The 15,799-nt window shown below is 68.6% G+C and carries 21 protein-coding genes; 13 read left to right on the forward strand and 8 right to left on the reverse strand.

Going from position 1 to position 15,799, the window contains the following annotated elements:
• The first annotated feature begins 128 nt into the window (after positions 1-128).
• Positions 129-974 (forward strand): poly(ethylene terephthalate) hydrolase family protein, encoded by an 846-nt coding sequence (locus FHR32_RS13675; protein ID WP_184754641.1) that lies wholly within the window; start codon positions 129-131, stop codon positions 972-974.
• A 178-nt stretch (positions 975-1,152) separates the two neighbouring features.
• Here the strand turns inward: FHR32_RS13675 and FHR32_RS13680 are convergent, their stop codons facing one another.
• Entirely contained in the window at positions 1,153-1,926 is a 774-nt protein-coding gene (locus FHR32_RS13680; RefSeq protein WP_184754642.1) for a methyltransferase domain-containing protein, read from the reverse strand.
• A gap of 185 nt (positions 1,927-2,111) precedes the next feature.
• On the opposite strand from FHR32_RS13680, the gene FHR32_RS13685 reads away from it, so the two are divergent.
• Entirely contained in the window at positions 2,112-2,723 is a 612-nt protein-coding gene (locus FHR32_RS13685) for a nucleotidyltransferase domain-containing protein (protein ID WP_184754643.1), read from the forward strand.
• Positions 2,724-2,804: 81 nt separating this feature from the next.
• Here FHR32_RS13685 and FHR32_RS13690 read toward each other — a convergent pair whose 3' ends face one another.
• Positions 2,805-2,966 carry a DoxX family protein gene (locus tag FHR32_RS13690; RefSeq protein ID WP_312882322.1) on the reverse strand — a complete coding sequence of 54 codons (162 nt, stop codon included), beginning with the start codon at positions 2,964-2,966 and terminating at the stop codon, positions 2,805-2,807.
• A 4-nt stretch (positions 2,967-2,970) separates the two neighbouring features.
• On the opposite strand from FHR32_RS13690, the gene FHR32_RS45940 reads away from it, so the two are divergent.
• Positions 2,971-3,102 carry a hypothetical protein gene (locus FHR32_RS45940; protein WP_281391038.1) on the forward strand — a complete coding sequence of 44 codons (132 nt, stop codon included), beginning with the start codon at positions 2,971-2,973 and terminating at the stop codon, positions 3,100-3,102.
• A 139-nt stretch (positions 3,103-3,241) separates the two neighbouring features.
• Here the strand turns inward: FHR32_RS45940 and FHR32_RS13695 are convergent, their stop codons facing one another.
• Both FHR32_RS13695 and FHR32_RS13700 read right to left on the reverse strand, forming a co-directional pair.
• Positions 3,242-3,757, reverse strand: a complete 516-nt coding sequence (locus FHR32_RS13695) for a DinB family protein (RefSeq protein WP_184754645.1) — start codon at positions 3,755-3,757, stop codon at positions 3,242-3,244.
• Positions 3,758-3,805: 48 nt separating this feature from the next.
• The gene (locus tag FHR32_RS13700; RefSeq protein ID WP_184754646.1) at positions 3,806-4,189 is read right to left on the reverse strand and encodes a VOC family protein; all 384 of its coding nucleotides are present in this window, start codon (positions 4,187-4,189) and stop codon (positions 3,806-3,808) included.
• A 90-nt stretch (positions 4,190-4,279) separates the two neighbouring features.
• Here FHR32_RS13700 and FHR32_RS13705 point away from each other — a divergent pair, with 90 nt between their 5' ends.
• The 8 genes from FHR32_RS13705 (at position 4,280) to FHR32_RS13740 (ending at position 9,101) form a co-directional block, all read left to right on the forward strand.
• Positions 4,280-4,954 (forward strand): TetR/AcrR family transcriptional regulator, encoded by a 675-nt coding sequence (locus FHR32_RS13705; protein WP_184754647.1) that lies wholly within the window; start codon positions 4,280-4,282, stop codon positions 4,952-4,954.
• A 36-nt stretch (positions 4,955-4,990) separates the two neighbouring features.
• Positions 4,991-5,536, forward strand: coding sequence for an RNA polymerase sigma factor (locus tag FHR32_RS13710; protein WP_184754648.1), 546 nt, complete (start codon positions 4,991-4,993; stop codon positions 5,534-5,536).
• A complete protein-coding gene (locus FHR32_RS13715) occupies positions 5,533-6,258 on the forward strand; it encodes a hypothetical protein (RefSeq protein WP_184754649.1) in 726 nt (241 codons plus the stop codon). Before FHR32_RS13710 ends, FHR32_RS13715 begins: the two co-directional genes overlap by 4 nt.
• Before the next feature lie 142 nt (positions 6,259-6,400).
• Entirely contained in the window at positions 6,401-7,147 is a 747-nt protein-coding gene (locus FHR32_RS13720) for an efflux RND transporter periplasmic adaptor subunit (RefSeq protein ID WP_184754650.1), read from the forward strand.
• Entirely contained in the window at positions 7,144-7,914 is a 771-nt protein-coding gene (locus tag FHR32_RS13725) for an ABC transporter ATP-binding protein/permease (RefSeq protein ID WP_184754651.1), read from the forward strand. The genes FHR32_RS13720 and FHR32_RS13725 overlap by 4 nt, the downstream gene beginning before the upstream one ends.
• A 115-nt stretch (positions 7,915-8,029) precedes the next feature.
• Complete coding sequence (locus tag FHR32_RS13730; RefSeq protein WP_184754652.1) at positions 8,030-8,257, forward strand: hypothetical protein; 228 nt, start codon at positions 8,030-8,032, stop codon at positions 8,255-8,257.
• Between the two features lie 14 nt (positions 8,258-8,271).
• Positions 8,272-8,712 (forward strand): alpha/beta hydrolase, encoded by a 441-nt coding sequence (locus FHR32_RS13735; RefSeq protein WP_184754653.1) that lies wholly within the window; start codon positions 8,272-8,274, stop codon positions 8,710-8,712.
• Between the two features lie 158 nt (positions 8,713-8,870).
• Positions 8,871-9,101: a DUF6461 domain-containing protein gene (locus tag FHR32_RS13740; protein ID WP_184754654.1), complete on the forward strand. Its 231-nt coding sequence runs from the start codon at positions 8,871-8,873 to the stop codon at positions 9,099-9,101.
• On the opposite strand, the gene FHR32_RS13745 is transcribed toward FHR32_RS13740, so the two are convergent.
• Positions 9,047-9,661: a hypothetical protein gene (locus FHR32_RS13745; protein WP_184754655.1), complete on the reverse strand. Its 615-nt coding sequence runs from the start codon at positions 9,659-9,661 to the stop codon at positions 9,047-9,049. The two genes, FHR32_RS13740 and FHR32_RS13745, sit on opposite strands and share 55 nt — an antisense overlap.
• Before the next feature lie 305 nt (positions 9,662-9,966).
• Between FHR32_RS13745 and FHR32_RS13750 the strand changes: the two genes are divergently transcribed.
• Positions 9,967-10,113 (forward strand): hypothetical protein, encoded by a 147-nt coding sequence (locus tag FHR32_RS13750; protein ID WP_184754656.1) that lies wholly within the window; start codon positions 9,967-9,969, stop codon positions 10,111-10,113.
• Between the two features lie 289 nt (positions 10,114-10,402).
• Here the strand turns inward: FHR32_RS13750 and FHR32_RS13755 are convergent, their stop codons facing one another.
• Both FHR32_RS13755 and FHR32_RS13760 read right to left on the reverse strand, forming a co-directional pair.
• Entirely contained in the window at positions 10,403-11,038 is a 636-nt protein-coding gene (locus FHR32_RS13755; protein ID WP_184754657.1) for a LuxR C-terminal-related transcriptional regulator, read from the reverse strand.
• Complete coding sequence (locus tag FHR32_RS13760; RefSeq protein WP_184754658.1) at positions 11,026-12,273, reverse strand: sensor histidine kinase; 1,248 nt, start codon at positions 12,271-12,273, stop codon at positions 11,026-11,028. The genes FHR32_RS13755 and FHR32_RS13760 overlap by 13 nt, the downstream gene beginning before the upstream one ends.
• Before the next feature lie 367 nt (positions 12,274-12,640).
• On the opposite strand from FHR32_RS13760, the gene FHR32_RS13765 reads away from it, so the two are divergent.
• Positions 12,641-13,996 (forward strand): alpha/beta hydrolase family protein, encoded by a 1,356-nt coding sequence (locus FHR32_RS13765; RefSeq protein WP_221465394.1) that lies wholly within the window; start codon positions 12,641-12,643, stop codon positions 13,994-13,996.
• A gap of 390 nt (positions 13,997-14,386) precedes the next feature.
• Here the strand turns inward: FHR32_RS13765 and FHR32_RS13770 are convergent, their stop codons facing one another.
• Complete coding sequence (locus FHR32_RS13770; RefSeq protein ID WP_184754659.1) at positions 14,387-15,787, reverse strand: DUF2786 domain-containing protein; 1,401 nt, start codon at positions 15,785-15,787, stop codon at positions 14,387-14,389.
• Between the last annotated feature and the right edge of the window lie 12 nt (positions 15,788-15,799).

The raw sequence follows: 15,799 nt of genomic DNA on the forward strand, positions 1-15,799 counted from the left end.
TGTCAATCATTGCCGCGAGTGCGGAGAGACGGCGGGCGTTTACGCGTTCAGGATGTGCGATCAAACGAGAAGTGCGTCCGACGTAACGTGCGGTTCACTTCTCGACGGCCTCGGTCAGGAGACCCCCCGTGTATCGAAGACTGCTCCTCCCGCTGATCGCGCTCGTGCTCGCCCTCACCACCGTGCCGCACACGGCCATCGCCGACGCCGGCTTCCCCTCGGTGGGCCGGAACTGGGGCGCCCCCGGGCCCTATGCCACCGCCGTGGACGTGGGCGCGGTCACCACGCTCTACTACCCGCGTGACATCGCGCAGAGCCCGCGCCGCCATCCGGTGATCATCTGGGGGAACGGCACGTTCGCCTTCCCCGTGGTCTACCGCGACCTGCTGCTCCACTGGGCCAGCCACGGCTTCATCGTGGCCGCCGCGAACACTCCCCAGTCCAATCTCGGCATCTCGATGCTGGCCGGCATCGACCTGCTGGCGAGCAGGAACGCCAACCCGGGCAGCGTCTTTCACGACCGAGTCGATCTGAGCCGCATCGGCGCGTCCGGCCATTCGCAGGGCGGCGCGGCCGCCATCGTGGTCGGTGCCGACCCACGGGTGGACACCATCCTCCCGATCCAACCCGGCCCGCTGGCCAACGTGAACGCGGTGGGCGGTCCGATGTTCGCCCTGGCCGGGCAGTACGACAGCATCGTCTGGCCGACGCTGGTCAAGGCTTTATACGACGACGCCGACCACATCCCGGCGATCTATGGCGAGGTCAGGGGTGCCGACCACTTCACCGTCGTGGGTGACCCCGGTCCCTTCGCCGCGCCGACGACGGCGTGGTTCCGCTTCCAGCTCATGGGCGACGAGGAGGCGCGCGGCGAGTTCTTCGGCTCCGGCTGCCGCATCTGCTCCGACACCCGGACCTGGTCCGACGTCCGCCGCAATCCCCTGGCGCTCCAGGTGCCGGGCACGACATCCTGATCTCTGCGGTCAAGCCGTCCGGCGGTGGGCCCTCGGCGCGGAACCGCCGTCCCGCGCCTGTTCCTCCCGGCCTCCCGTCGACGGCCCGCCCCCGCACCCTTGGGTGCGGGGGCGGGGCCCTGTCCTGAGATGGCGCGGCGGCACGATCACGTAGCGCAGGCGGGCGTGAGACCGCTCGTCAGGGGCGGCGTGCCGCGGCGACGAACAGCGGCACCGCCATGAAGAGCCGTCCATCGCGTGCGCGCCCGGCCTGCTCCGCGGTCCAGGTGGCGGCCTGGTCCGGGGTGATGGCCCCCGCGGCGCAGGCGGCGTCGGCGATCCCGGAGAGCGCGGGCAGCATCAGCTCGTCGCTGAAGACACCGGTGCGCACCTCGACGGCGACGTCGTCGAATCCGGCGTCGAGCAGCAGGTTGCGGTAGCCGCGGGCGGCACGGGGGGCGGCTATGGTGTCGGCGCGGGCGTGCACGATGGTCCGGGTGAGGCCGGGGTGGTCGGAGTCGATGACGAAGGTGTCCCAGTCCTGGCCGATGAGGACGATGCGCCCGCCCGGGGCGAGCACCCGCCGCGCCTCGCCGAGCGCCCTGGCCGGGTCGCCGAGTTCGTGGTAGACCTTCTCCGCTCGATAGCCGGCCAGCTGTCCGTCCTGGAACGGCAGCGCATAGGCGTCGCCGACCCGCAGATCCGCACCGGGACGGCGCCGGCGGCCGACGGCGATCATCTGCTCGCTGACGTCGACGCCGACAGCCTCCGCGCCGTGCTCGGCCATCTCGGCGACGGCGCGCCCCACGCCACAGCCGACGTCGACCACGGGTGCTCCCGGTGCCAGATCGAGCAGTCCGTAGGAGTGGGCGCGGAGCGCGACCGAACTCGGCAGGGCGTCGACCGCGTCGAGTAGCCGGATCAGCCCGCTGACGGGGTCGTCTTCTTGGGGAGTGACGATGGTGTTGGACATGCGATCGAGGATGCGACTTAATGTCGACATGAAGTCAAGCGGGGATCGCGCGGTGATGAGCATCGGTGAGATCGCGCGGCGGTTCGGGCTGGCGACGCATGTGCGGCGGCACCGGGAGTCCGCGGGTCTGCTGGCGCCTGCCCGGGCCGAGGGCGAGCCCCGCGGAGATCGGCGAGGATGGCGGGATGACACGCATCGAGACACCGTGGGGTCCATGGGAACCGGCGCCGCTGGCCGAGGTCGTCGAGCTGTTCACGGGCTTGGCGGCACCGTGGTGGGTGAGCGGCGGGTACGCGATCGAGCTCGCGGTCGGCAGGCCGTACCGCGAGCATGCGGACGTCGACATATCAGTGCTCCGCCGCGACCATGAGACGGTACGGCGCCTGCTGACAGGCTGGGACTGCTGGGCGGCCGACCCGCCCGGGACGCTCCGGCCATGGCCTGTGGACGAACCGCTGCCACCCCCGGTCTATGACATCTGGGTCAGGGAAGGCGGGGGCGGGCCGTGGCGCTTCCAGCTGACGCTCGACGAGTCCGACGGTGACCGGTGGGTGTACCGCCGGGACGCACGGATCCACCGCCCGCTGGAATCGTGCACGGTCGCCGCAGGCGACGGCCCCCCGCGGATCGCTCCGGAGATCCAGCTCCTCTACAAGGCCAGAGACCCGCGCCCCAAGGACGAGACCGACTTCACCGAGGTCCTGCCCCACCTGACCGAGGCCCAGAGGCTGTGGCTGGACGGAGCCCTCGCGACCGAGCACGGCACCCACCCGTGGCGTGCCCGGCTGCGCCCCTGAACGGGGATACCGATGACGTCGCCCTTCGACGCGGACCGGGCGGGCGCCGCTCCGGAGCGGCGCCTGTTGATCGGCACTCGATCAGGCGGCCAGGTCCAACACCAGGGTGGCCACGACCAGCAGGAGGAACCCGGCCGCCAGGCCGAACTGCGGCGAGTAGTCGCGGGCGAGCAGGTGGGTGTAAACGGCACAGACGAAGAACAGGGTGAGGCCGATCGCGGCGGCCGTCCCGATCGGCGGCACGCCGATGACCAGAGCCGGCGGCGACGTCGACATGCTCGTCAAGCAGGGCTCGGCGACGGTTCTCCACCGGCAGGCGGATGCGCTGCGCTTCATCGGCCGCGCGTTCGGCAATCCGCTGGACGGACCAGCGGGCTGACGGGACACCGCCACCTGGGTGTCGCGGTATCAACCGGGCGGTCGCTCACGTGTACCGCACAGGGGACGTCAACCAGAGATCATCCGCTGAACGCACCCGTTCACGTCGGCTCCGCCCCCCTGTGTGCGGAGCCCGTGCTTCATTCCGTCAGGACAAGCCAGCTCCTGCCGTCGATGAGCTCACGTACCGCATCGAGATGACCGGCGTGGCAGGCGGTCTCCGTAATCACGTGCAGGATGATTTCTCGCAGATCATGGTGCCGCCAGTCGCTGAAGATCCCGGGGGCCCGCCAGGCCGGCGGGGTGTCCAGAGGGGTCGCGGTGATGATGGCGTTCGCGAGGTCTATCTCCTGCCGGTACAGGTCGAACACGTCCTCGGCCGGCACATCCGGACCGACCTGCCAGGCGTCGTCGGGGGCTTCGGCCAGCCAGTCGATGACGTTCTGCTCGCCGGCGACGACGGCGCGGAACCAGAACCGTTCGACGTCCAGGGCGAGATGCCGTACCAGTCCCAGGCAGGTCCACCCCGACGGCAGCACCGGCCGCCGTAGCGCTTCCTCGTCAAGACCGTCCAAGATTCCAAGCACGTGATCACGCTGAACTCTCAGGTACGAAAGAAGTGCCTTGATCTCCCCGCCCGATGTCGGCTGTGCCATCGTTTCACCCCTGGTTCAAGCGGGTCGGACAATCGACCCGATCATCGGTTACTTCGCGATCTCCCAGATGTGGCCGCCGGGATCGCTGAAGCTGGCGGTCCGTATGCCCCAGGGCCGATCCATCGGGCCGTTCAGCAGCTTCACTCCACGAGCGGCCAACTCCGCGCACATGGCATCCACGTCGTCCACGTCGATGGTGAGCTGAATGCGGGATCCGATCTCGCGAGGTGCCACCCCTGCGGGCTCGATGAGCTCACGCGCCGCTGTGGTCCTCAGCAGGTTGATGATCGTGTTCCCGAAGTCGAACACGGCCGAGTCGTCGTCCTCGAACTTCACCGGCAGGCCGAAGACCTCCCGGTAGAACTGCTTGGCGGCGTCCAAGTCCTCGACGAACAGAGTGATGGCACCGATACCCGTCGGCCACGAGCCCACTTATCCACCTCTTTGCCCTGAGTTACAGCCCCGAAGGGTCTCTCATCGTCTACGGTGCGCACCGAATGTACACACCGTAGACTTCTTCCTGTGCCGGAGGCAAGAAGCAGTTACCACCACGGCGACCTGCGAGACGCGCTGGTGCAGGCGGGCCTGGCGATGTCACGCGACCGTGGCGCCGAGGCGATCGTGCTGCGCGAGGCCACTCGGCGAGTTGGCGTGACCGCACGGGCCGCCTACCGCCACTTCGCTGACAGAGACGCGTTGGTCCACGCCGTGGCTCAAGCGGCCCTGACTCAGATGGCCCACGCCATCGAACAGAGGCAGATCGAACAGAGGCAGAGAGAGGCGAGAGACGGCTTGGCGATGCTGCGCGGGGTCGGGGAGGGCTACATCCAATTCGCACTCGATGAGCCCGGCTGGTTCGACGTGGCCTTCTTCGCGATGTCCGACATGGTCAACCCCACCTCAACCGACTCGGGCGGCGACGCCAGGCGTTCGCCGTACCAGCAGTTCCAGGACGCCCTGACCTGCCTCGTCGGCGCGGGACTCCTCAACCCCGACAGAGCCGGCGACGCGGCCATCACTTGCTGGTCGGGAGTGCACGGCTTCGCCACGCTCAATTCCCGCGGCCCCCTGCGACAGCTGCCACGAGAACGTGTCGACGCGCAGGCCGAGCGGCTGGTCGCGGACCTCGTGGACGCCGTCACAAGAGGACACGGGCCCGCTGCGTTGGAAACGCTTTGCGGCGCTCGGTCCAAGTAGGAGGTGTAAGGGCGAACGACGAAGGGAGCGAGGCCAGTGCGCCTCAGTGAAGATCCCGTGGCCTTCGAGGCCTTCTACCGCCGCCACGTCGACGCTGTCATGCGGTTCGTCGTACGCCGGGTGAGCGATCCCCATCTGGCCGCCGACCTGACCGCTGACACCTTCCTGGCGGCCTTGGACTCAGCGAATACCTACCGGCCCGGCCGGGGCAGCGAGATCGCATGGCTGTACGGCGTGGCGCGCAACGTCGTATCGGCCCACCATCGCCGGACGACTCGTGAGACGCGGGCAACCAGCCGCGTCGCGGGCAGACGGATGATGGACGACAACGATCTCGTCCGGATGGAAGAGCGGATCGACGCCGAGCGCCGGATGCGGCGCGCTCTGGAGGCGATGGCCGACCTGCCCGAGGGCGAGCGGGCCGTGCTGGAGCTCGTGGCGATCGACCAGCTCACCGTCACGGAAGCCGCCGCGGCCCTGGGCATCGGGAAGGTCACCGCGCGGGTCCGGTTACATCGGGCCAGACGCGCCCTTGAAAACGTCGCTTCGCCGTCGGCTGTGTACGTGGAGGGACAGGCATGAACAGCAACTTCGAAGAGCGCCTGCTCAGTGCACTCAAGGAAGAAATCACCACAAGGACGTCTGAAGAGAACATCGCTGTTCAGACACCGGTGCGACGTGGCCCGAACCGTCGCCTCCTGGGGCTCTCCGCCGTGGTGGCGGGGGCCGCGGCGGCCGTCACGGTGGCGTTCACGCTGTTCGGCGGCGCCGGCACACCGGCCTATGCGGTGGACAAGGGCGCGGACGGATCGGTCGGGGTGCAGATCAACGAGTTCCGCGACCCCGACGAGCTGGAGGCAAAGCTCGGCGCGGCGGGGATCAAGGCGGTGGTCGACTACCTGCCCGCGGGCCAGACCTGTCAGCAGTCCCGGGGCGAGCATGCGGCCACGGGCGGGCAGATGCAGATCGGCGTCGGGAGGGACGGCAAGGGGATCGCGTTCACGATCGGCAAGGGGCAGATCGGGTCAGACCAGACGCTGGTCCTGGCGATCTCCATCGACCGGGCCGGCGTGGACAAGCCACCCGTCGCGACCTCGCTGCAGGTGGTCAAGGGCTCGGTCGCGCCCTGCGAGACGACCGCCCTGCCCATCCCCACCGACCCGTCCACCAACGACGGCAAGCACGACAAGGGGACCGGCCCCACTGACAACACCGACAACAGCGGCAAGAACGAGGGCCCCAGCAACAACACCGGCAACGGCGGCAAGGACGAGGGTCCCAGCCTGAACACCGTCACCGGCTGAGGAGAGATACGAACATCCGACTACTGCTGGCCGTACCGGCATTGGCCTTGGCGCTCACCGCGTGCGGTGCGGAAGCCGGTGACGATGGCGTCGCCGGCGCGAGCACCTCCTGACCAGCGCCGACGCCGACACTGTGACGTGGGTGGCCGCGGAGGGCGCAGTGATCCGCCGCGGCCACCCACTGCTCAAGATCGACCGAAAGCCGCTCGTGCTGATGTACGGCAGGCTGCCGCTCTACCGGCAGCTGCGGCAGGGCATCACCGACGGCCCGGACGTCAAGCAGTGGCAGGACGATCTGGGCCTGCCGAAGACGGGGCGGGTGGACGCGACGCAGGTCGTGTCCGCGCCTGCCACGGTCCGGGTGACCGAGGCGAAGGTCGATGTCGGCGAGCGTACCGGCCCTGGTCAGGGGGTGCTTAGGGTTAGCGGTATCCGGCAGCTGGTGCACGTGGATCTCGACACCGACGACCAGGCACTGGCCAGGAAGGGCGCCGGGGTCACCGTCAAGCTGCCGGGTGGCGAGCGGATCGGCGGAAAGATCACCTCGGTGGGTACGGTCGCCAAGTCCGCCCGGTCCGGACAGGGACAGGGGCAGGACAGCGGCGAGACCACCGTCGATGTCGACATCACCCTGAACAAGACACCGCGCACCAAGCTCGACCAGGCCCCGGTCGACGTCGAACTGGAGAGCGAACGCCACAAGGACGTGCTCGCCGTGCCGGTCGAGGCGCTGCTGGCGCTGCGCGAGGGCGGGTTCGGTGTCGAGGTCGTCGAAGGCTCCGCCACCAGGGTCGTGCCGGTGGAGGTCGGCGTGTTCGGCAGCGGCAAGGTGGAGATCAGCGGCACCGGCCTCACGGAGGGCATGAAGGTCGGGGTGCCCGCCACATGAGTATCGTCGAGCTGCAGGGCGTGACCAAGGTCTACGGCGGACAGGTCGAGGCGCTTCGCAGTGTGGGCCTGACGGTCGAGTACGGCGAACTGCTGGCCATCGTCGGCCCTTCCGGCTCCGGCAAGTCGACCATGCTCCAGCTGATCGGAACCCTGGACCGGCCCACGTCAGGCACCGTACGCATCGCCGGCTACGACCTGGCCGAGCTGTCGGACCGGGAGCTGTCGGCGCTGCGCGCCCGCCACCTGGGGTTCGTGTTCCAGCAGTTCCACCTGGCCATCGGCGTGAGCGCGCTGGACAACGTGGCCGACGGCCTGCTTTACACCGGCACCGCGCTGCGCGAGCGGCGAGAGCGGGCCGAGGCCGCCCTGGAACGGGTCGGCCTCGGCAGGACCGGCGTGCGGGTGTGGGTGGACAACCGGTGGTTCACCGTCATCGGCATCCTGGGGCCGATGCCGCTCGCCCCGGAGATCGAACGCTCGGCGCTCGTCGGGTTCCCCGCTGCCGAGACGTACCTGGGTTTCGACGGGCACCCCACGACGATCTACGAGCGTTCTGCCGAGGAGGCGGTGGAGGCCGTCAGGGCGGTGCTGGGCTCCCTGACCACGGCCGGCTACGCGCTGTCGAGGGACTGGCCGCCCGTCGTACCGCCGTGGGCGATCGGCGGGGCGGTCGGCGCCACGCTCCTCATCGGTACGATCGCCGGCCTCTATCCCGCCATGCGCGCCGCCCGCCTGTCCCCGACGATCGCTCTGGCCACCACCTGAGTACGGTCCACGTCCTCCGGCGGCCTCTCCTGATGAGGCCTTCGCCACACCCTGCCCTGGGCCCTGGCCCATCACGAAAGTGAGGTAGATCCATTTTCTCGGTCAGCTCACCACGGTGAACTCGGCCCGCGACCTCGATCGGATGCGGACCGCGATCCTGGCGCTGCGCCGCGCCTACGACGTGACCCCGAAGAGGTTCACCGATCTGGAGATTCCCGCCGACGGTGCGATGGTCGCCATGCTGGCCATCCAGGCCTCACCGGACTGGCCGCAGGTCAGCCAGGCCCTCAAGGAACTGCGGGACGCGACCGCACCACCGCGCCGACCGCCGTCAAGAAGATGATGGGCCATGGCGCGATGAAGCCCCCGCCGCCCGACGCGCCGGAGCGATTCAACGCGACGACGGGCCAGGCGGTCTTCTGCAACGAAGACCCCAGCCGGCTCGGCTTCTCCGCCGCCTGGGCCACGTACCAGCGACGCCTTGAGCGGAACCCGGTGACCGGACGGGCCAGCCGCTTCTCCGCCCAATGCGCCGGCTGGCCGCTGCCGGTGCAAGAAATCCGGCTCCACCGCACCGGAGGGTCGCTGGTGCTGTCGGGACACCGCTACGAGTCCATCTCCCTGTACGCGTGGACGACGCAGATGCGCTCGGCCGTCGGCGGCACGGTGTTCACCGTCAACGACGACATGCACGGGTCGGTCCTGCGGGAGCCGAGCTGCGCCGCCAAGCTGGTGTCGTACTTCACCACAGGCCGGATCGACCGGGGCTGCGACGGTGTTCCGGTGCCGGAGAGCTAGCCGACGGCCCCACTGGGCCTGACCGCGGCAGCTGGTGACGACTCCGGCTACGTCGGCGCTGTGCGGATCGGCGACTGGGCTGTGCTCGTCGAACTCTGGGGCTGGAGGGCCCCGTCGAGCCCGGCGCGCTGGACCGCGTCTCGAAGGGGACCGGAGTCGTGTCGATCAATCGGCACGACTACGCCTCGGATGGCTTTGTCTATGCGGTCGACCGTGACGTGATGCTGAGTTTCGAGCCCTTGGCACCCCAGTACCGGAAGGGTGTCGACTCCGAGCGGTGGGAACCCGCGATGGAGGAAGTCGGCCTGGGACGCCGTACTTTTGATGATCCAAGTCAGCAGACTCCAGGCAGCGTGCATACCTTCGCCGCCATTTTGGCGGCGGTGTGACGCAGGGTCTTGATGGCTCGCTTCTGTGAGTAGCCGAAGGAGTCCGAATCGCCGGAGTAAATCATCAGCGCGCTACCCTTGCGCGCCACGAGGCCCGACAACAGGGGAGACCATTCTTTGTTGAGCTTGTCGTACATCATGATGCGCATCAGCGCAGCCTCGTTCGCGAGCCGCGTACGGTTCACTACCCACTGGGTTTTCCCGTCGTTGGCCCAGCTGTACGGCTTGCCGTCCGGCTTGGCCCCGCACCGCCTGGCGTCGGCGAGCAGCTTTCTCATGGCTGTCTTGGCCGCCTTGGCGTTCCGATAGATCACAAGTTGTTCGCTGTCGTACGACGGCCCGCTGGTGGTGTGGACAATGGTGCGCGCGACCGACCGGTCTGCCGTCGTGGCGCGTTTGCGCCCGCAAGGGTTCAGCTCCAAGGGCTTGTTCAGCTTGTCGCTGATTTTCCACCACACCTCGGCTTTCTCCACCTCCGACTGGGGTGCACGGGCGGCCTTCTCGCTCAGCAGGAAGTTCTTGGGGATCTCGACGGGGACAGGGGCAAGGGCCAGAGACACCCCAAGGATTATGATCATGCTGGGTTAGACGGACGGAGCGCCCACCAGGTTCGCACGATCATTCAATAAGAGATGATTCGCCGTGATCTTGGAGTCGTCCCTGCTCACTGTCTCGCTGTGGCCGTCGCGACGGTCAGGTGAAGGTCTGGCTCAGCTTCTGACGGCGTGCGAGCTCCGTGTGGAGGTGATCGGCAACGGCGATCGCCATACCCTCCGCAGAGCCCGGACGTGCCACTTCCTCGTCAGCAGCCGATTGCTGCACGTCTTGTCGTGGGTCACATGGATACACGCTCGTGGGGACGGGCGTGGCCTGTCCGGTTGGCCTGACCTCCGGTGAGGCGTTGGAGATCTTCGGGCACAGCCGCATCTCGGTCACCATGGAGATCTACACGCACGGGGACGGCGAGGGCCGCCAGGATGCCCTCAAGAAGGTCAACGGACCGTTCGAATGAGGCCGTTGCAGTACCCGTTGCAGCAAAACGCCCCGAAGCTTGATCGCTTCGGGGCGTTTAACGAGGTGGGGCTACCAGGACTTGAACCTGGGACCTCTTCCTTATCGGGCAAGGCGGGAGGGGGCGGGATCATGGGCTATACCCGCTCCCACCTGCGCATATGACAGGGAGACCACGCCACACCTGTCGCACCTACTCCAGCAGCGCCGCTTGCCCAGACACTGGCCCTGGCGGCAAGCCTTCATGAACATCTTCGACATCTGAGGTTCAGGAACTTTTCGGACACCCTCTACTGGTCGAGGTAGGCCAGAACGGCGAGTACGCGGCGGTGGTCGCTGTTGGATGGTGGTAGGCCGAGTTTGGCGAAGAGGGTGTTGATGTGGTTGCTGACCGATTTTTCGGTGATGACCATGTGTGCAGCGATCGCAGCGTTGGAGCGGCCCTCGGCCATCAGGCGGAGCACGTCCCGCTCCCGCGGGGTGAGGACAGCCAGGGTGTCGCGCTGGTGGAGCAGCTGCGCGACGACTTCCGGGTCCATTACCGTGGCGCCGGCGGCGATCTGGCGGATCGCGTCGATGAACTGTCGTACGTCACCGACGCGGTCCTTGAGAAGGTACCCGACCGCACCGGTGCGGTCGGAGAGCAGTTCGCGGGCGTAGAGCCGTTCGACGTACTGAGAGAGGATCAGGACGGGAAGACCGGGTACCTCGGCACGAGCGGCGATCGAGGCGCGCAGTCCTTCGTCCGTGAAGGTGGGGGGGAGGCGCACGTCGACCACGGCGACGTCGGGGCGGAGCGAGACGAGCGCTTCGGTCAGCTGCGGACCCTCGTCGATGGCGGCCACCACGTCGAAGCCGTACGCGGTCAGCATCCGGCTCAGCCCGTCGCGCAGTAGCAGCTGGTCCTCGGCGATCAGGACGCGCATGGCAGTTCCATGTCCAGTACGGTAGGCCCGTCTGGGGGGCTGGTGATACTGAGGGTCCCGTCGAAGGCGGACAACCGGCGCTGGATGCCGCGCAGCCCGGTGCCGCGTGACGGGTCGGCGCCGCCGCGGCCGTCATCGTGCACGGTGATGCGCAGCGCGTCGCCGTCGCCGGCGACGGCGACGGCGACCTGGATGCGATGGGCGCCGCTGTGCCGGATCGCGTTGGCCAGTGACTCGGCGATAACGAAGTACGCCGCGGACTCCACCGGGGCGGCCAGACGCCGGTCGAGTCGCAGATCCAGTTCGATTGGGATGCCGCTGGTCAGGGCCAGGGCTTGCACCGCTCCGGCCAGGCCCCGATCGGCCAGCACCGGCGGGTGGATGCCACGTACCAGATCGCGTAGTTCCGTCAGTGCCACGCCGACGCCGGCCTTCGCCTCGGCCATCAGCGCCTTGGCACTGGCCGGATCGGCGTCGATGACGTCCTCGGCGATGCCGAGATTCATGGTTGCCGCCACGAGGCGCACCTGCGCGCCGTCATGCAGATCACGTTCAACGCGGCGTAGTTCCACAGCGGAGGCATCGACGGCGGCTGCCCTGGTGGCGGTCAGTCGATCCACCCGTGCGGTCAGCCGGGCGGTGGAGGTGGGACCCAGCAGAGCACTCGCCAGCCGGGCCTGACCGGTGACGAGATGCCGGGGCAGGCGATAGGCGAGCAGTACCAACCCCACGCCGACCGGGACCAGCAGCCACGTCAGGGGGCCGGACCGGCCGGTGATCTCCAGCACCACGGGATCGAAGGTCGTGCGGGCCGGCAGCAGCACCCGCAGCAACGGCGCGAACATGCATTGCACGGCCGCCAGCCACAGCCCGAGACCCAGCGTCACGCAGATCACGCCCATCGCGAACTGGCACGGCAGCCAGGTCAGGTCGCGCCACGTGGCCGGGTCGCCGAGCAAGGCGCGGGTCCGGGCGAGAATGCCGGTGGGCAACGGCGAGTAGGGAGAGGTCACCGGTCCGCCCAGCACCGTAGTGGCCCGGCGGCGTTGCAGATCGGCCAGCCGACGGGTCAGCCAGGCAACGGTGACGAAGAGCAGGATGCCCAGGCCCCCCGCCAGACTCGCCGGGACCGAGATCAGCATCAGCAACAGCAGGAACGGTGCAGCCAGCCCGATGGCCGCACCGGCCAGTAGTTGCCCCTGCTCGCGTGCCACGCGCGCGATCTTCTGTCGCATGGTGACGATCCTCCCAGCCGTATCGCAGACGTCAGCGCAGACGCCCCTCTGGCCAACAAGATCAACGTTAGGTTCCGGGTCGGTCGGTGGTCGATGAGCCAGGAACCCCGATCGATCCAGGTACCTGCACCCCTATGACATCAGGTGCGGGAGCCATAGTCCGCTCCCCACGAACAGGCGAATCTTTATGTCGTGAATGGCGCGTCGCCGGACGCATCGAACGATCTGAAGAGGGACGGATGTCATGCGGCACATAGGGGCTCAGACGGGGGCAGCGGCTCGAATTGGCGGATCCGCCGCTCATAGACCAGGCCGGGCCAGGCGGTTGCCGCGGATCCCGGCGACTCTGGCAGCACTCGCCTCATCGGTGCTAGTCCTTCTGGCCGCTCCCGCACACGCCGCGCCAGCCGACCTGACCGCCACCGAGGTGTCCTTCGTCGGCAACGGTGGCGTGGTCCTGCACGGCACCGTTCTGGCGCTCGCGTCAGCGACAGAGCGCCGACCGGCGATGGTGATGATGGAGGGAGCCGGCAATCGAGGCCGGCAGGAGCTGCGTCCCGAAGCCGAGGCATTCGCCCGACATGGCATCGTGACGCTCATCTACGACAAGCGAACCGTGGGCTACTCCCTTCTTCACCGCGACTACTCGGTTCTGGCCGACGATGCACTTGCCGGCCTGCGGCTGCTGCGCTCCCGCGCCGACGTCGACCCGGCACGGCTCGGACTGTGGGCGCTGTCCGAAGGGGCGTTCGCCGCACCGCTGGCCGCCAACCGTTCGGCTGACGTGAAGTTTCTGATCACCGTCGGCGCGGTCGGCACCACCCCTGGAGCCCAGACGGCATGGGGGTACGGCGAGTACCTGCGACACGCTGGGGTGTCCGGGTCATTGCCGCACATGCTGCAGACGACCGCCGTGCGGATGACGATCGGAGCGGGCATATTCCCGGAGGCGGACTTCGACCCGGTACCGGCCTGGGAACACGTGCGCCAGCCAGTACTCGCCCAATGGGGTGAACTCGACCGTGAAGCCCTCCCTCGGGAAAGCGGCCAGATCATCCGGGAGGCGCTGGAACGTGGCGGCAACACCCACTACACGATCCGGTTCGTCCCTGGTGTTCGGCACAATCTGAACCTCACCGCCAACGGCGGCTTCGACCGGCTCCACAGCCTCTCGCCCGACTTCGGCGACTACGAGACCTCCTGGATCGACCGTCCGGCGCGCGCGCTGCCCGGCACGAGCGCCGACCCGGTTCCGGCTCAGGACCTGCCTGCCCCCACACTCGCGCCTCTGGCCTGGTATGAGTCCCCTTGGCTCCAGCTCGTCGCCCTCCTGCTGTTCCTGGTGGGCTTCGCCGGCTATCCGCTGGCCGCCGCCACGCGCCGTATCCGCGGCCGTCACAGTACATCGCCGGTACGGCGTTCCGCACGCTGGCTGGCCGCCACCGGCCTGATGACCACGATGGGCTCGCTCATGTACGTCTTCTTCATGGTGGCCACAGCGGCGAATGTGATCGGACCTATGGTGGTCGGCCGCCCGATACCCTGGCTCGTTCTGCAGCTTCTCGCTGTCGCCACCGTCGTGACCACTGCTGCGACCGCGCTGTCGTGGCGACGTCACCGCCGCGACCTGGCCCACGCCGACCAGGTCCGACTCGGCCTGCTCATCACAGCGGGCCTGCTGTTCCTGCCCTGGGCGGCCTACTGGGGACTGCTTGTCCCATGATGTCGGCACCGCTGCAAGGTCAGCCGGCAAGCACGTCGAGTCACACGCCCCAGAACCGTGCAGCGGTTGGGTCGAGCGTGAGCTGGTCTGGGACGGCGAGCAGTCAGCCTCGACCCCACGGACACGGAACGGCGCACACTCGGACTCGTGAACGATCCCTAAGGGCTTGCAGGCCAGTTCGCCGCAGGCCAGGGTTTGGCGGTGACCCCAACGGCCGAGATCCCAATAATGTGACCTTGTGACCAAGGACTTCGCGATTGTTCAGGCTTCTGCCGACGATGGGGATGTGCTGGGCGAGATCCACATGGAGTCCTGGAAGACGGCCTACATCGCAACGCCGCTTCCTTTGTGTCTTCCTTAACACGCTGGCAATGGCTCGGCGGACACTGATCAGCCGGTGACTTCGGTGCCGCCGTGCAGGGTGGCGAGGTCGGCGGCGGCGCGGCCGGAGAGCCAGCCGTCTCGGTTGTAGGACGGGGCCACTGGGCGTGAGGTCAGCTGGGGGAACATCTCGTCGACCGCCTCGTTGACCGCCTGGTCGCGGGCGGCCAGCACGGGGAGCAGGTCCGTGCCCGAGTTCGCGGCGGCCTCGCGCACCGCCTCCCCGGTGGCCTCGGCCAGGCGCTCGCCGATCCGCTGGGCGTAGGAGGTGAGGAACGACTGCCGGAAGGAACGGGTGGTGGAGCGGCCATGGCCGTCGCGGTGGGAACCGGCGTGCACCATGGCGGTGGTGGCCTGTACCAGTAGCGAGGTGAACAGCAGTTCCACCGCGTCCAGGTCGGCGGGGAAGCCGAGCACGGTGGAGAAGCCGAAACTGCTGCTCCATACCGCGCGGCAGCGGTTGGCCGCGGCCACCGTGTCGACCAGGACCGCCTTGGGCCCCTCGTAGGGGGCCTCGACGCCGATCCGGCGGCCGGCAGGCTTGTCGGTGGCGCTCTGGCCGTGTGCTGCGGCGGCCAGCAGCGCCGCATCGATGCTGTGCTTGGCCATCAGCCGCTGCGCCGCGGTGGTGAAGGTCTCGGCCTCGGCGGGGAACTCGGTCGACTCGGCCTTGGCCAGCAGCGCCCTGACCCGGGTCAACATGCGCTCATCGACCGCAGGGCCGCGCCGCAGGGTGGCGGGCCGGGCGGTGCCCGGCGGCGAGATCAGCCGCTCCAGCCGGGGAAGGGTGGCCAACAGGCAGATCAGCTGGAGCAGGAGGGTGACCAGGGCGGCCCGGTCCAGGCGTTCACGCTCACCGCGTGCCTGCGAGTAGTCGTCGCCCTCCCACCAGACCTTCGCCTCCAGCGCAGACAGCTGGCCGTGCCATTGGGGGTCGACGGTGGCCGCGGCATACTTCTGTGCCTCGTCAGCGATCGCGTCGGTCAACAGCCGCACGTGCCGGGCGCCGAACTCTTTGCGGGCCATCCGCACGACGTCGGCGGGCTGCCAGCCCCGCCGCCAGACATCGGCCAGATCGCGCCGCAGCGTGGCGGTCAGCGTGCGGTCGGCGACGCGCCGCCATCGGCTGACCCCGGGCCGCTCGACCAGCGCCGCCGCGCTTCGTTCGAACCCGTCGGTGTCGCCATGGAAGCGGGCGTGCACCGCCTCGGCCACCAACTGCTCGGCGAGCTCGGCGGGGCTGGACCGCCAGGACTGGTCGAACGGCGCGAACCCGGCCTTGCCGGGGAAGCCGAACGACGAGAAGTCATGCTGCCCGGCGGCCCCGTGGGGAGCCCCTGCGTCCCCGGACTGCCGCCGCTTGCGCTCCTTCTCCTTGGCCTTGCGCCGTTCCCGGTTGGCCTTGCCCATCGTCGGCTGCTC

The sequence above is a fragment of the Streptosporangium album genome (assembly GCF_014203795.1).
GTDB lineage: Bacteria > Actinomycetota > Actinomycetes > Streptosporangiales > Streptosporangiaceae > Streptosporangium > Streptosporangium album.

Excerpts from the sequence above, each read along its gene's own strand:
- FHR32_RS13680 (WP_184754642.1), bottom strand. The coding sequence starts at position 1,926 with ATGTCCAACACCATCGTCACTCCCCAAGAAGACGACCCCGTCAGCGGG.
- FHR32_RS13685 (WP_184754643.1), top strand. The coding sequence starts at position 2,112 with ATGACACGCATCGAGACACCGTGGGGTCCATGGGAACCGGCGCCGCTG.
- FHR32_RS45940 (WP_281391038.1), top strand. The coding sequence starts at position 2,971 with ATGACCAGAGCCGGCGGCGACGTCGACATGCTCGTCAAGCAGGGCTCG.
- FHR32_RS13695 (WP_184754645.1), bottom strand. The coding sequence starts at position 3,757 with ATGGCACAGCCGACATCGGGCGGGGAGATCAAGGCACTTCTTTCGTAC.
- FHR32_RS13715 (WP_184754649.1), top strand. The coding sequence starts at position 5,533 with ATGAACAGCAACTTCGAAGAGCGCCTGCTCAGTGCACTCAAGGAAGAA.
- FHR32_RS13725 (WP_184754651.1), top strand. The coding sequence starts at position 7,144 with ATGAGTATCGTCGAGCTGCAGGGCGTGACCAAGGTCTACGGCGGACAG.
- FHR32_RS13735 (WP_184754653.1), top strand. The coding sequence starts at position 8,272 with ATGAAGCCCCCGCCGCCCGACGCGCCGGAGCGATTCAACGCGACGACG.
- FHR32_RS13755 (WP_184754657.1), bottom strand. The coding sequence starts at position 11,038 with ATGCGCGTCCTGATCGCCGAGGACCAGCTGCTACTGCGCGACGGGCTG.
- FHR32_RS13760 (WP_184754658.1), bottom strand. The coding sequence starts at position 12,273 with ATGCGACAGAAGATCGCGCGCGTGGCACGCGAGCAGGGGCAACTACTG.
- FHR32_RS13770 (WP_184754659.1), bottom strand. The coding sequence starts at position 15,787 with ATGGGCAAGGCCAACCGGGAACGGCGCAAGGCCAAGGAGAAGGAGCGC.